General features: G+C 71.3%; 15 protein-coding genes. 13 read left to right on the top strand and 2 right to left on the bottom strand.

Features of this window, described 5'->3' with window-relative positions:
• The first annotated feature begins 14 nt into the window (after positions 1-14).
• From thrS to AC4F3Q_RS07125, 8 genes are all read left to right on the top strand, one after another.
• Positions 15-2,030, top strand: a complete 2,016-nt coding sequence (thrS, locus tag AC4F3Q_RS07160; protein WP_491039363.1) for a threonine--tRNA ligase — start codon at positions 15-17, stop codon at positions 2,028-2,030.
• 13 nt (positions 2,031-2,043) lie between these two features.
• On the top strand, positions 2,044-2,622 hold the full coding sequence (locus AC4F3Q_RS07155) for an HIT family protein (RefSeq protein ID WP_491039362.1): 579 nt from the start codon (positions 2,044-2,046) through the stop codon (positions 2,620-2,622).
• Positions 2,623-2,700: 78 nt separating this feature from the next.
• Entirely contained in the window at positions 2,701-3,351 is a 651-nt protein-coding gene (gene pgsA, locus AC4F3Q_RS07150) for a phosphatidylinositol phosphate synthase (protein ID WP_491039361.1), read from the top strand.
• Positions 3,348-4,340: a phosphatidylinositol mannoside acyltransferase gene (locus tag AC4F3Q_RS07145; protein WP_491039360.1), complete on the top strand. Its 993-nt coding sequence runs from the start codon at positions 3,348-3,350 to the stop codon at positions 4,338-4,340. The genes pgsA and AC4F3Q_RS07145 overlap by 4 nt, the downstream gene beginning before the upstream one ends.
• Entirely contained in the window at positions 4,337-5,563 is a 1,227-nt protein-coding gene (locus tag AC4F3Q_RS07140) for a glycosyltransferase family 4 protein (protein ID WP_491039359.1), read from the top strand. Before AC4F3Q_RS07145 ends, AC4F3Q_RS07140 begins: the two co-directional genes overlap by 4 nt.
• Complete coding sequence (locus tag AC4F3Q_RS07135) at positions 5,560-6,273, top strand: hypothetical protein (RefSeq protein WP_491039358.1); 714 nt, start codon at positions 5,560-5,562, stop codon at positions 6,271-6,273. Before AC4F3Q_RS07140 ends, AC4F3Q_RS07135 begins: the two co-directional genes overlap by 4 nt.
• A 68-nt stretch (positions 6,274-6,341) precedes the next feature.
• On the top strand, positions 6,342-7,247 hold the full coding sequence (pdxS, locus tag AC4F3Q_RS07130) for a pyridoxal 5'-phosphate synthase lyase subunit PdxS (protein WP_168447610.1): 906 nt from the start codon (positions 6,342-6,344) through the stop codon (positions 7,245-7,247).
• Between the two features lie 20 nt (positions 7,248-7,267).
• Complete coding sequence (locus AC4F3Q_RS07125; RefSeq protein ID WP_491039357.1) at positions 7,268-7,843, top strand: NUDIX hydrolase; 576 nt, start codon at positions 7,268-7,270, stop codon at positions 7,841-7,843.
• 18 nt (positions 7,844-7,861) lie between these two features.
• Here AC4F3Q_RS07125 and AC4F3Q_RS07120 read toward each other — a convergent pair whose 3' ends face one another.
• Both AC4F3Q_RS07120 and AC4F3Q_RS07115 read right to left on the bottom strand, forming a co-directional pair.
• Positions 7,862-9,277 carry an amino acid permease gene (locus tag AC4F3Q_RS07120; RefSeq protein ID WP_491039356.1) on the bottom strand — a complete coding sequence of 472 codons (1,416 nt, stop codon included), beginning with the start codon at positions 9,275-9,277 and terminating at the stop codon, positions 7,862-7,864.
• 17 nt (positions 9,278-9,294) lie between these two features.
• Positions 9,295-9,978, bottom strand: coding sequence for a hypothetical protein (locus AC4F3Q_RS07115; RefSeq protein WP_491039355.1), 684 nt, complete (start codon positions 9,976-9,978; stop codon positions 9,295-9,297).
• A 72-nt stretch (positions 9,979-10,050) separates the two neighbouring features.
• Between AC4F3Q_RS07115 and pdxT the strand changes: the two genes are divergently transcribed.
• The 5 genes from pdxT to ruvB all read left to right on the top strand — a co-directional run bounded on the left by pdxT (position 10,051) and on the right by ruvB (position 13,845).
• Positions 10,051-10,647, top strand: coding sequence for a pyridoxal 5'-phosphate synthase glutaminase subunit PdxT (gene pdxT, locus AC4F3Q_RS07110; RefSeq protein WP_491039354.1), 597 nt, complete (start codon positions 10,051-10,053; stop codon positions 10,645-10,647).
• Positions 10,648-10,650: 3 nt separating this feature from the next.
• A complete protein-coding gene (locus tag AC4F3Q_RS07105; RefSeq protein WP_168447429.1) occupies positions 10,651-11,406 on the top strand; it encodes a YebC/PmpR family DNA-binding transcriptional regulator in 756 nt (251 codons plus the stop codon).
• A 76-nt stretch (positions 11,407-11,482) separates the two neighbouring features.
• Positions 11,483-12,052 carry a crossover junction endodeoxyribonuclease RuvC gene (ruvC, locus tag AC4F3Q_RS07100; RefSeq protein ID WP_491039353.1) on the top strand — a complete coding sequence of 190 codons (570 nt, stop codon included), beginning with the start codon at positions 11,483-11,485 and terminating at the stop codon, positions 12,050-12,052.
• A gap of 85 nt (positions 12,053-12,137) precedes the next feature.
• Positions 12,138-12,779 (top strand): Holliday junction branch migration protein RuvA, encoded by a 642-nt coding sequence (gene ruvA, locus AC4F3Q_RS07095; RefSeq protein WP_491039352.1) that lies wholly within the window; start codon positions 12,138-12,140, stop codon positions 12,777-12,779.
• Positions 12,780-12,837: 58 nt separating this feature from the next.
• Positions 12,838-13,845: a Holliday junction branch migration DNA helicase RuvB gene (ruvB, locus tag AC4F3Q_RS07090; RefSeq protein WP_491039477.1), complete on the top strand. Its 1,008-nt coding sequence runs from the start codon at positions 12,838-12,840 to the stop codon at positions 13,843-13,845.
• The last annotated feature ends 107 nt before the right edge of the window (positions 13,846-13,952 follow it).

Genomic DNA, 13,952 nt, shown 5'->3' with positions numbered 1-13,952 from the left:
CCGAGGAGAACCCTGTGTCCGAGTCACCGCTCGAGAACGTCACCCTGACCGTCGACGGCGTCGAGACCACGGTGACCACGGGCACGACGGGCGCGGACCTGTTCGCCGACCGCCGCGAGGTCGTCGTCGTCCGCGTCGACGGTGAGCTCAAGGACCTCGACACGGTCCTCGTGGGCGGCACGGCCGTCGAGGCCGTGACGATCGACTCCGAGGACGGCCTCGCCGTGCTGCGGCACTCCGCCGCCCACGTCATGGCCCAGGCCGTCCAGCAGGTCAACCCGGACGCGAAGCTCGGCATCGGCCCGCCCATCAAGGACGGCTTCTACTACGACTTCGACGTCACCGAGCCGTTCACCCCCGACGACCTCAAGGCCCTCGAGAAGGCCATGATGCGGATCGTCAAGGAAGGCCAGACCTTCCGGCGCGTCGAGGTCACGGACGCCGAGGCGCTCGAGCAGTGCGCCTCCGAGCCGTACAAGATCGAGCTCATCGGGCTGAAGTCCTCGAGCGCCGACGCCGCCGAGGGGGCCTCGGTCGAGGTCGGCGAGGGCGGCCTGTCCATCTACCAGAACCTCCGCCGGGGCGGCGAGGTCGCCTGGCAGGACCTGTGCCGCGGCCCGCACCTGCCGTCGACCAAGCTCATCGGCAACGGCTTCAAGCTCATGCGCTCGGCCGCCGCCTACTGGCGCGGCTCGGAGAAGAACCCCCAGCTGCAGCGCATCTACGGCACCGCGTGGCCGTCGAAGGACGAGCTCACCGCCTACCTCGACCGCCTCGCCGAGGCCGAGCGTCGCGACCACCGCCGCCTCGGCGCGGAGATGGACCTGTTCTCGTTCCCCGACGCGATCGGCTCCGGCCTGCCGGTGTTCCACCCCAAGGGCGGCATCATCCGCACCGAGATGGAGAACTACTCGCGCCGCCGCCACATCGAGGCGGGGTACTCGTTCGTCAACACGCCCCACATCACCAAGGGGCACCTGTACGAGATCTCGGGTCACCTCGACTGGTATCGCGACGGCATGTTCCCCGCGATGCACGTCGACGAGGAGGTCGACGACGACGGCGCCGTGACGAAGCCGGGCCAGGACTACTACCTCAAGCCCATGAACTGCCCGATGCACAACCTGATCTTCGACGCGCGCGGACGCTCCTACCGCGAGCTGCCCCTGCGACTGTTCGAGTTCGGGACGGTGTACCGCTACGAAAAGTCCGGGGTCGTGCACGGTCTGACGCGCGTGCGCGGCCTCACGCAGGACGACGCCCACATCTACTGCACCAAGGAGCAGATGAAGGACGAGCTGGCGAGCACGCTCACGTTCGTGCTCGACCTGCTCGCGGACTACGGCCTCGACGACTTCTACCTCGAGCTGTCGACCAAGAACCCCGAGAAGTTCGTCGGCGACGACGCGATCTGGGAGGAGGCGACCCGCACGCTCGAGGAGGTCGCGACCGAGTCAGGTCTCGAGCTCGTTCCCGACCCGGGCGGCGCGGCGTTCTACGGCCCGAAGATCTCCGTCCAGGCGCGCGACGCGATCGGTCGCACGTGGCAGATGTCGACGATCCAGCTCGACTTCAACCTGCCCGAGCGCTTCGACCTCGAGTACGCGGCCGCGGACGGCACGCGCCAGCGGCCCGTCATGATCCACCGTGCGCTGTTCGGCTCGATCGAGCGCTTCTTCGGCGTGCTCCTCGAGCACTACGCGGGCGCCTTCCCGGCGTGGCTCGCGCCCGTCCAGGTGCTCGCCGTCCCCGTCGCCGAGCCGTTCAACGAATACCTCGCGGAGGTCGTCGCCCAGCTGCGCGCGCAGGGCATCCGCGCAGAGATCGACGACTCGAGCGACCGCTTCGCCAAGAAGATCCGCACCGCATCCACCCAGAAGATCCCGTTCGTGCTCATCGCCGGCGGCGAGGACGTCGAGGCGGGCGCTGTGTCGTTCCGCTTCCGCGACGGGAGCCAGGAGAACGGCATCCCGGTCGCCGACGCGATCGAGCGCATCGTCGCCGCGGTGCGCGACCGGGCGCAGGTCTGAGCACGTCGTGGACATGACGGACGCGACGGCGGCGTCGGGCGCTCAGGCGTCCGACGCCGCGAGCGACCTCCCCGGCGCTCCCGACGGCTTCGGCCGGCTGTGGACGCCGCACCGGATGGTGTACATCCAGGGCGAGGGCAAGCCTGCCGACTCGACGTCGGGCAGCTGCCCGTTCTGCCTCGCCCCGGGGCGTTCGGACGAGGACGGGCTGATCGTCGCGCGCGGCGAGTCCGCGTTCGTCGTCATGAACCTCTTCCCGTACAACGGTGGCCACCTCCTCGTGTGCCCCTACCGTCACGTCAGCGACTACACGGAGCTCGACGACGCCGAGACGGCCGAGGTCGCGGCCCTCACGAAGAGGGCCATGACCGTGCTCCGGCAGGCCTCTGGCGCCCAAGGATTCAACCTGGGCATGAACCAGGGCGAGGTCGCCGGCGCGGGCATCGCCGCGCACCTGCACCAGCACGTCGTGCCGCGCTGGTCGGGCGACATGAACTTCCTGCCGGTCGTCGGCAGGACCAAGGCCCTGCCCGAGCTGCTCGCCGACACGCGCGCGCGCCTCGCCGCGCAGTGGGCGCGCGAGGCAGACTGACCCACGGCGACGCCGCGCGTCGCCGCGTCCCGGACGGGACGACACCAGGGGCGTGTAGCCCCGAGAGGAAGGACCACCGTGCTCGACCACCTGCGATCCGGAGTGACCAAGGTGCTGGGACCGCTCGCGCGGTTGCTCCTGCGGATCGGCGTGACGCCGGACATGGTGACGATCGCGGGCACGCTCGGCGTCGTCGTCGCCGCGCTGTGGCTCTTCCCGACGGGCCACCTCGTCGCCGGGACGTGGACGATCGCCGTCATCGTCTTCACCGATGCTCTCGACGGGATCATGGCCCGTGAGTCCGGGCGGGCCGGCCCCTGGGGTGCGTTCCTCGACTCGACGCTCGACCGGATCGCTGACGCGGCGATCTTCGCAGGGCTCCTCCTGTTCTTCCTCGGCCAGGACGACCGTGCCGGTGTCGTCGTCGCCCTCGCGTGCCTCGCGCTCGGTGCGGTCGTGCCGTACGCCCGCGCGCGCGCCGAGGGCCTCGGCATGACGGCCGCGGTCGGCATCGCCGAACGTGCCGACCGCATCGCGCTCGCGCTCGTCGCAACCCTCGTCGTCGGATACGGCGCGCCGCGCGTCGTCCTCGTCGTCGCGCTCGCGGCGCTCGCCGTCGCCGCAGCCGTGACGATCGTGCAGCGCATGGCGCACGTCCACGGTCAGGTGCGTGCAGGCGCGGGCAGTCTCCCCGGCGCTCCCACGAGCGGCTCCGAGGCGGGCCGGTGAAGGTCTTCGACGCAGGTCGGGCGTTCCAGCTCGCATGGGACGTCCTCGGTCACCTGCCAGGGGCTCTCGTGCGTGGCGCGTTCGACGTCGCGGGCGTCGTGGTCTGGGCGCTGCGCGGGTCAGGTGTGCGCCGGCTGGAGGCCAACTATGCGCGCGTGCGCCCGGAGGCGTCCCCCCGAGAGGTACGACGCCTCGCTAGGGCCGGCATGCGCGCCTACATGCGCTACTACGCCGAGGTGTTCACCCTCCGGTCCATGACGCCTGAGCAGCTCGTGGCCCGCGTGCGGCTCGTCGGCGAGGAGCACGTGTTCACCCCGCGCGCGGAGGGGCGCTCTGTCGTCGCGGCGCTCACGCACATGGGCAACTGGGACCTCGCGGGCGCGTACTCGGGATCGCACATCATGCCCGTCGTCACCGTCGCGGAGCGCCTCGAGCCGCCTCGTCTCTACGAGGAGTTCCTCGAGTTCCGCGAGAGCCTCGGCATGACGATCCACACGCTCGGCGACGACGGCGTGTTCACCCGCCTGCTGCGCGCGACGAAGGCCGGCGGGTCGCTCGTGCCGCTGCTCGCCGACCGCGACCTGACGGCCCGCGGCCTCGAGGTGGACATGTTCGGCCGGCGCGCGCGCGTCGCCGCGGGACCTGCCGCCCTCGCGGTCGCGACGGGTGCGCCGCTCCTGCCGATCTCGATGTGGCACGAGCGGCTCACGGGGGAGCGGCGTCGCCGCGCGGGCACCCCGTGGGGCCTGGTGATCCGGTTCCACCCTGCCGTCGAGGTGGCCCCGGACCTGCCGCGTCGCGACCAGACGCTCGCGATGACCCAGGGCTGGGTCGACGCCGTCTCGGAGGCGATCGCCGAACGACCCGAGCAGTGGCACATGCTGCAGCGCGTCTTCGTCGAGGACCTGGACCCCGAGCGCTACGCGCGCACGACCGCGGCGGCTGCCGCCATCGACGGCACACCCGCTGACACGCAGGAGGAACGATGATCGAGAGTCCCGTGGCAGACGTGCCTGGCCGCAAGCTGCGGATCGGGATCGTGTGCCCGTACTCGTTCGAAGCGCCGGGCGGTGTGCAGTTCCACATCCGCGACCTCGCCGAGGCGCTCATCGCCCAGGGGCACGAGGTGGGCGTCCTGGTCGCTGCCGACGAGGACACGCCGCTCGCGCCCTACATGACGTCGGCCGGAGGTGCGATCCCGCTGCGCTACAACGGCTCCGTCGCCCGCATGACCTTCGGGCCCGTCGCAGCCGCGAAGGTGCGCCGCTGGTTGGTCCAGGGTGACTTTGACATCCTGCACCTCCACGAGCCGGTGACCCCCTCGCTCAGCATGCTCGCCCTGTGGATCGCGACCGGGCCCATCGTCGCGACGTTCCACACGTCGATGCCCCGCTCACGTGCCCTTCAGGTCGCCTACCCGTTCGTGCGGCCGGGACTCGAGAAGATCGACGCCCGCATCGCCGTCTCGGAGGACGCCCGCCGGACGTCGACCGAGCACCTCGGCGGTGACGCCGTCGTCATCCCTAACGGCGTGTACGTCGAGCCGTTCGCGAACGCCCAGCCGGACCCGCGCTGGACCGGGACGCCCGAACGCCCGACGATCGCCTTCCTCGGCCGCCTCGACGAGCCCCGCAAGGGTCTGCCCGTCCTCACGTCCGCGATCCCTGCTGTTCTCGAGCAGATCCCCGGCGCGCGGTTCCTCGTCGCCGGGCGTGGCGACCAGGGCAAGGCCGACGCGATCGCCGCGCTCGGCGAGCACGCGAGCGCGGTCGAGTTCCTCGGCGGGATCTCCGACGAGGAGAAGGCCGCCCTGCTCTCCTCCGTCGACGCCTACGTGGCGCCGCAGACCGGCGGCGAGAGCTTCGGCATCGTCCTCGTCGAGGCGATGAGCGCAGGCACGTGCGTCGTCGCGAGCGACCTCGGCGCCTTCCGCCGCGTCCTCGAGGAGGGCGAGGCGGGCATCCTGTTCCGCAACGGTGACGGCGACCATCTCGCGACGGTGCTCGTCGACGTCCTGCGCGACCCTGCGCGCCGCAGAGAGGTCGTCGCGGTCGCGTCCGAGGCGGTCCGACGCTACGACTGGTCCGTCGTCACCCGCGAGGTGCTCACGGTCTACGAGATGGTGCTCGCCGCGTCCGAGGCGACCGTCCGCGTCACCGAGGACCCGCGTTCACGCCGGGCCGCACGCCTCACGAAGGAGGTCACCTCATGACCTGGTCCGAGGTCGTCGTCATCCTCGTCGCCGTGCTCGCGGTGGGCGTCGTCGTCGCCTGGCAGGCCGCGACGCGGCTCGACCGGCTGCACCGCAAGGTCGTCGCGTCACGCATCGCGCTCGACGCGCAGCTTGTGCGCCGTGCCGGTGCCGCGCACGCTCTCGCGACGTCGGGCGCGATCGATCCTGTGAGCGCGCTCGTCCTCACGGACGCAGTCATCGCGACGGATGCCGCACAGGGGGAGCGCGAGCTCCTCGTCGCTGTCCCCGACCTCGCCTCGCTCGTCGACGAGAACCCTTCCAGCGGGCTCGGCAACCAGGCGGAGCTCGTGCACGGCGCCGCACCACCCCGCGTGATCGGCCAGGCCCTCGCGGAGGGCCTCGGCGAGGTGCGGACGCACGCTGAGTCGAACCTTTCGGCTGCGCTGCGCGCCGTCCTGGCGGACGCCGAGGAGGTCGCTGAGCTTCGCTCGACGGTCGACGGCGGCGAGATCCTCGCCGACCTCGCAGCCGCCTGGTACCGCGTCCAGCTCGCGAGACGGTTCCACAACGAGGCGGTCGCCCAGGCGCAGCGCATGCGAGCGAAGCGGGGCGTCCGCGTGCTGCACCTCGCAGGACGCGCGCCGATGCCGCAGATGGTCGAGTTCGACGACGTCTGGCCGGCGGAGCTCCCGCGGCCGGGCCGCGGTGTGGTCGCGGCCGGACGGTAGTATGACGCGCTGGCCCACCCGGGCCGGATTCAGGTCGATATGTGATGAGGTGTGCTGTGCCCAGCGAAATGGTTGCTGACTCGGGTGCTTCGCCGTCGGTCGGTTCTGCGCGCGTCAAGCGCGGCATGGCCGAGATGCTCAAGGGCGGCGTCATCATGGACGTGGTCACGGCGGAGCAGGCGAAGATCGCCGAGGACGCCGGCGCGGTCGCCGTCATGGCCCTCGAGCGCGTCCCCGCGGACATCCGCGCGCAGGGTGGCGTGTCCCGCATGAGCGACCCCGACATGATCGACTCGATCATCTCGTCGGTGTCGATCCCCGTCATGGCGAAGGCGCGCATCGGGCACTTCGTCGAGGCTCAGGTGCTGCAGTCCCTCGGCGTCGACTACATCGACGAGTCTGAGGTGCTCACCCCCGCCGACTACGCGAACCACATCGACAAGTGGCAGTTCACGGCGCCGTTCGTGTGTGGGGCGACCAACCTGGGCGAGGCGCTCCGGCGCATCACCGAGGGCGCCGCGATGATCCGCTCGAAGGGCGAGGCAGGCACGGGCGACGTCTCCAACGCGACGACGCACATGCGGACCATCCGCGCAGAGATCAAGCGTCTGTCGAGCCTTCCCGAGGACGAGCTGTTCGTCGCGGCGAAGGAGCTCGCTGCCCCGTACGAGCTCGTCAAGGAGGTCGCGGAGGCAGGCGCGCTGCCCGTCGTCCTGTTCACCGCGGGCGGCATCGCGACCCCGGCCGACGCCGCGATGATGATGCAGCTCGGCGCCCAGGGCGTCTTCGTCGGCTCGGGCATCTTCAAGTCCGGCAACCCGGCGCAGCGCGCGGCGGCCATCGTCAAGGCCACGACGTTCTACGACGACCCGGACGTCATCGCGCAGGTCTCGCGTGGTCTCGGTGAGGCCATGGTCGGGATCAACGTCGACGACATCCCCGTCCCGCACCGCCTCGCCGAGCGCGGCTGGTGACCTCGGAACCTGATGTCACCGTGGCCGCCGTCGACAACGACGGCGGCCACGACGACGGCGCGACGTCGCTCGGGGCCGACTGGACCGTCGGCCCCGACGGCGTGCGCTCCCGGTCTGCCGCGCGCGTCCTCGTGATCGACGACGAAGGGCGCGCGCTCCTCGTCCGCGGCCACGACCTCGACCAGCCCGAGAGGTCCTGGTGGTTCACGGTCGGCGGCGGTATCGACGAGGGCGAGACGCCCCGCGAAGCAGCTGCGCGTGAGCTCTGGGAAGAGACCGGCATGCAGGTCGCCCCCGGCGACCTCGTCGGACCGGTGATCGAGCGCGACGCGCTCTTCCACTTCCTGCGCGAGAGCTGCCGGCAGCAGGAGGTCTTCTTCCTCGTGCGGGTGCCAGGCCGGGGTGTCGACCCGTCGGACGCGGGCTGGACCGACACCGAGCGTGAGCTGCTCGACGAGCTGCGCTGGATCACGACCGCAGAGCTGCGGGCTCAGGAGGTCGAGGTGTTCCCCGAGTCCCTCGCCGACCTGGTCGACGAGCTCGCCGCAGGTTGGGACGGCGTCGTGCGGAGCCTCGGGATCCAGAGCGAAGGCTGACACCCCGCCTCTCAGCGCTCAATCGGTGAGCGTGACGCCCTCTCCTCGCCGGCGGCTCTTCAGCTGGAACGCGACGAGGAGCAGCGCGACCCACACGGGCCCGACGACGACCGCGGTGCGGTAGTCGGGGGACAGTGCCATGAGCACGACCACCCCGGCGAGGAACGCGAGGACGCCCCACGTCGTGACCGCCCCGCCGGGCAGCGGGAACGCGAGCCGCGCGGACGCGTCTGCACCGATGCGGCGCCGGAACTTGCGCTGCGTGATCACGATCATCGACCAGTTGATGACGCCCGCGATCGTCGCGATCGCCATGAGGTAGCGGAACGCGAAGTCGGGCCAGATCGTCACGACGACCACCGCCACACCCGTCACTGCCGACGAGACGAGCACGCCGTACACCGGGACCCCGTTGCGGCCCACCCGTCCGAGGAACCCGGGAGCGCTGCCCTGGTGCGCGAGCGTGTGCAGCATCCGGCCGTTCGAGTAGAGGGCCGAGCTGTAGACCGACATCACGGCCGTCAGCACGACCAGGTTGAGGACGTGCGCTGCGCCCTTGACGCCGACGCTGTCGAAGATCTGGACGAACGGGCTCGTCGTGCCATCGATCGTGGCCCACGGCACGACGGCCATGATCACTGCGAGGGCGAGCACGTAGAAGAGCAGGATCCGCCAGATCACCTGGTTGATCGCGCGCGGGATCGTCCGCCCCGGGTCGGACGCCTCGCCCGCGGTGATACCGACGAGCTCGGCGCCGCCGAACGAGAACATGACGACGACGAGCGCCATCACGGTCCCGGTGACGCCGTGGGGGAAGAACCCGCCGTCGTCGACCAGGTGGCGGAGGCTCGGGTCGGGCAGGGCCGGGTTGTCATTGATCGCGAGGACGACCACGACGACGCCGAGGACGATCATCCCGATCACCGCGACGACCTTGATCAGCGCGAACCAGAACTCGAACTCACCGAACGCCCGGACGCCGACGAGGTTGATCGCGGTGATCGTCACGAGGAAGAACGCGGCGGAGACGCCGTTCGGCACGTCGGGCAGCCAGTACGCGACGAACTTGCCGACCACAGCGAGCTCGACCATCGCGACAGCGACGTAGTTGAACCAGTAGTTCCAGCCGGAGACGAACCCGGCACGGGGGCTCCAGTGCTTGTACGCGTAGTACGAGAACGCGCCGGTGCGCGGCTCGTCGACGGACATCTCGCCGAGCGCCCGCACCACGGCGAAGATGACGAGCCCGCCGACGGCGTAGGCCAGCAGGATCGATGGCCCGGCGAGCGAGATCGACTCAGCCGAGCCGTAGAACAGTCCGGTGCCGATCGCCCCGCCCAGGGCGATCATCTGGATGTGCCGGTTCTTGAGCTCGCGCCGGAAGGTGTGCTGGTCGACGTCCTCGCGCGCGGACGGGTCCTGCGTCGCGCTCACGCCGTCGTCCGAGCCCTTCACAGGCCCGGAGCCGGTGCAGACGGCCCGTGCGGTGGGGCGTCGCGACGCCGGTCGTCGTTCGCGGTGACGGCCCACCAGACCGCGCCGCCGACGCCGAGCGCGATGCCGACGACGCCCAGGGCGATGCCGACGAAGATGAGCCCGATCCCCGTGAGGAGGCGCGTGACGAAGGTGGGCACGGGGACTGCCTCGGTCACGAGCAGGTGGCCGATCGAGGCCGACGTCTCCGCGGCCTCGAGCGAGATGACGTAGGTGCCCGCCACGGTCGGCGTGAAGTCCGCGACCGAGACTGCACGGACTCCTCCCCGCTGGGTCGTCGCGGTCACGCCCGTGGTCGTCCGCTGGGGCGTCCCTTCGGCGGACCGGACCTCGACCTTCCAGCTCGGGCCTTGGCCCCGGTCGACGCTCGTCGCCCAGATCGTCACGGGCTCGTCTGGGGCGAGCGTGATCGAGAGCTCGCCGGGAGCCTCCGCCGAGGCGATCACGTCACGGCCCGGCTCGCCCCGGCCGTCGAGGATCCCCATCGGCAGCGTGCGGGCGAACGAGACGATCCCGAGGACGAGGGCGACGACCCCGAGCGCGGCGAGCACGATGCCGACGGCGACGAGGGTGCGTGGTCCGCGACGTCGGCGTGCGGGGTGCCCGACGCCCGGGACGGCCGAGGGAGCTGCGGGGGTCATCCAGCGAACCTAGCAGCGCCAGGCGCGGTCGCGTGCAGGACCGTCAGGGCAGCGGCCGTATCATCGGTCGTCGTGACGACAGTCGGCGTCCTGGCGCTCCAGGGAGATGTCCGTGAGCACCGCGACGCGCTCGAGGCGGTCGGGGTCACGACCGTCGGGGTGCGCCGCCTGCGCGAGCTCGAGGCGCTCGACGGCCTCGTGATCCCGGGCGGCGAGTCGACCACGATCGACAAGCTGCTCGGCATCTTCGAGCTCCGTGAGCCGCTGCGCGCCCTGCTGCGCGACGGTCTGCCGGCCTACGGCTCGTGCGCCGGCATGATCCTCCTGGCGGACCGGGTGCTCGGCGGTACCGCGGACCAGCGGACGCTCGGCGGGATCGACATGACCGTGCGGCGCAACGCGTTTGGACGCCAGGTCGACTCGTTCGACACGGAGCTCGAGCTCGCAGGGATCGACGGCCTGGTCCCCGCCTCGTTCATCCGCGCGCCGTGGGTCGAGGAGGTCGGGTCCGACGCGCAGGTGCTCGCCACCGTCACGAGCGGGCCGGGCGCCGGTAGGATTGTCGCGGTACGCCAGGGCGCGCTGCTCGCGACGTCTTTCCACCCGGAGATCACCGGGGACACGCGTGTCCATGAATATTTCGTCTCGATCGTTCGCAAGGAGCGTTAAGGCATGTCCGGTCACTCCAAATGGGCAACCACCAAGCACAAGAAGGCTGCCATCGACGCGAAGCGCGGCAAGCTCTTCGCGAAGCTGATCAAGAACATCGAGGTGGCCGCCCGCACGGGCGGCGGTGACATCAACGGCAACCCGACGCTCTTCGACGCCGTCCAGAAGGCCAAGAAGTCGTCCGTACCGAACGACAACATCGAGCGCGCTCTCAAGCGCGGCTCGGGAGCCGAGGCCGGCGGCGCCGACTACCAGACGATCATGTACGAGGGCTACGCTCCCGGCGGGATCGCGGTCCTGGTCGAGTGCCTCACCGACAACCGGAACCGCGCTGCCGCCGAGGTCCGCATCGCGTTCACGCGCAACGGCGGACAGATGGCCGACCCGGGATCCGTCTCGTACCTCTTCAACCGCAAGGGCGTCGTCATGGTCCCGAAGGCGGGCACCGACGAGGACTCGGTCATGGAGGCCGTCCTGGAGGCAGGCGGCGAAGAGGTCAACGACTTCGGTGACTCGTTCGAGGTGCTCTGCGAGGCCACGGACCTGGTCCCGGTCCGCACCGCGCTCCAGGACGCCGGCATCGAGTACGACTCGGCCGACGCCGTGTTCTACCCGTCGATGCAGATCGAGGTCGACGCCGACCGCGCCCGTCAGGTGCTGCGTCTCATCGACGCCCTCGAGGACTCGGACGATGTCCAGAACGTCTACTCGAACTTCGACGCGTCCGACGAGGTCCTCGCGGAGCTCGAGCAGGACTGACCCAGGTGCTGCCGCGCCCTGAGTGGTGCGGCAGCGCTGGCGCTCGGTGCGCCAGACAGCAGGAGAGGCGGCGGGCGTGCGAGTTCTCGGCGTCGACCCTGGCTTGACCCGCTGCGGGATCGGTGTGGTCGACTCCCTCCCGGGCCGGCGCGCGGCCCTGGTCGCGGTCGGTGTCGTGCGCTCCGACCCGGCTGCCACGGTCGACCTGCGGCTGCGCTCGATCGCCGACCAGATCGACGAGTGGCTCGACGCGCACGTCCCGGACGTCCTCGCGGTCGAGCGGGTCTTCGCGCAGCACAACGTCTCGACCGTCATGGGCACCGCGCAGGCTGCGGGTCTCGCGATGGTCGCCGCCGCGCGACGCGGCATCCCCGTCGCGATGCACACGCCGTCCGAGGTGAAGGCTGCGGTGACGGGCAGCGGTCGCGCCGACAAGGCGCAGGTCCAGCACATGGTCGCGCGGATCCTGAGCCTCGCCGAGATTCCGCGACCTGCCGACGCGGCGGACGCGCTCGCCCTGGCGATCTGCCACCTCTGGCGCCCCTCGGGCGCGCTGCAGGGCGGTGAGACGCTCGCCCACACGCCCGCGCAGCGTGCGTGGGCCGCCGCGGAGACTGCGGCGCGGCGTGGCCGCCCGCCCCGCTAGGGCTTGCTAGCCTCTCCTTCGTACAAGTGTTTGATCGACGGTCCCGGGGCTCCGGTGCGGACCGGATCGCGAAGGGACGTTGCCCATGATCGCTTCGGTGCGTGGACCGGTGCTCGAGATTCGTCTCGAGCACGTCGTCGTCGAGGTTGGTGGGGTCGGGCTCGCGGTGCAGGTCACACCGAGCACCGCCGGTCAGCTGCGCGTGGGGGAGGAGGCCCGGCTCGCGACCACGTTCGTCGTCCGTGAGGAGTCGCTGACGCTGTACGGCTTCCTCGACGCGGACGAGCGCGGCGTCTTCGAGACGATCCAGACCGTGAGCGGCATCGGGCCTCGTACCGCGCTCGCCATGCTCGCCGTGCTGTCTCCGGACGAGCTGCGCACCGCCGTCGCACGCGAAGACCTCAAGGCGCTCATGACCGTTCCGGGCATCGGGCGCAAGGGGGCGCAGCGGATCGTCCTCGAGCTCGCCGACCGGCTCGGGGCGCCGCACGGGGGCGTCGCCTCGCTGCCGACGGCCCGCCCCGCGGGGATCGTCGACCAGCGCGCACAGGTCGTCGAGGCGCTCGAAGGGCTCGGCTGGACCGGGCGGGCCGCGGAAGAGGCCGTCGAGGCCGTCGTCGCTGCTCGGGTGGCCGAGCGGGGAGATGACGCGACCGTCGTCGCTGCAGCCGACGTGAGCGACGTGCTGAGGGCTGCGCTCCGCGAGCTGGGCGGTCGACGTGCCTGAGGCCTTGGCGTGGGACGAGCAGTACGGCGCGCCGCCCGAGACGCTTGGGGAGCGGCTCGTGAGCGGTGGGTCCGACGCTGTCGAGCGCGCCGCTGAGGCAGCGCTCCGCCCGCGCAGGCTCGACGAGTTCGTCGGCCAGCAGGTCGTGCGCAACCAGCTCTCGCTCGTCCTCGACGCGGCGCTCGCGCGAGGCACGAGCCCCGACCACGTCCTTCTCTCGGGGCCGCCCGGACTCGGCAAGACGACGCTCGCGATGATCATCGCTGCCGAGCTGGGGACGTCGCTTCGCGTTACGTCAGGGCCCGCGATCGCCCACGCGGGAGACCTCGCCGCCGTGCTGTCCTCGCTCGAGGAGGGCGAGGTGCTCTTCATCGACGAGATCCACCGGCTCGCCCGCCCCGCCGAAGAGCTCCTGTACGTGGCGATGGAGGACTTTCGCGTCGACGTCGTCGTCGGCAAGGGCGCCGGAGCGAGCGCGATCCCGCTGAGCCTGCCGCCGTTCGTGACCGTCGGCGCGACGACGCGCGCCGGGCTCCTGCCAGCCCCGCTGCGCGACCGCTTCGGCTTCACGGGTCACCTCGACTTCTACTCGGACGACGAGCTCGAACGCGTGCTCCTGCGCAGCGCAGGCCTCCTGGACGTCCCGCTCACCGGTGAGGCCGCCGCCGAGATCGCGTCCCGGTCGCGTGGCACGCCACGCATCGCCAACCGCCTCTTGCGCCGGGTGCGCGACTGGGCGCAGGTCCGCGGCGACGGCAGGCTCGACCTCGCGGCCGCGCAGGCGGCGCTCGAGGTGTACGAGGTCGACCCGGTCGGCCTCGACCGGCTCGACAGGTCCGTGCTGACCGCGCTGTGCACACGCTTCGGTGGAGGCCCGGTCGGGCTCACGACGCTCGCCGTCGCCGTCGGAGAGGAGCCCGAGACGGTCGAGACCGTCGCCGAGCCCTTCCTCGTGCGCGAGGGCTACATGGGGCGCACGCCCCGGGGGCGCGTCGCGACCCGCGCCGCCTGGGAGCACCTCGGGCTCACTCCGCCTGACGGCGCGACCGGCACTCTCTGGAGCTGAGCGGCCACGTCGCGCGCTGCGGGGAACTCTGCTGCCAGCCCGCGCGTTGGGAGAGGGGCACCCTCTCGGCCTAGACTCCCGAGGGCCAAACGACGAACGGAGACCCA

The organism is Flavimobilis sp. BM9 (genome assembly GCF_058313055.1).
This window is presented reverse-complemented; position numbering and strand designations above follow the sequence as displayed.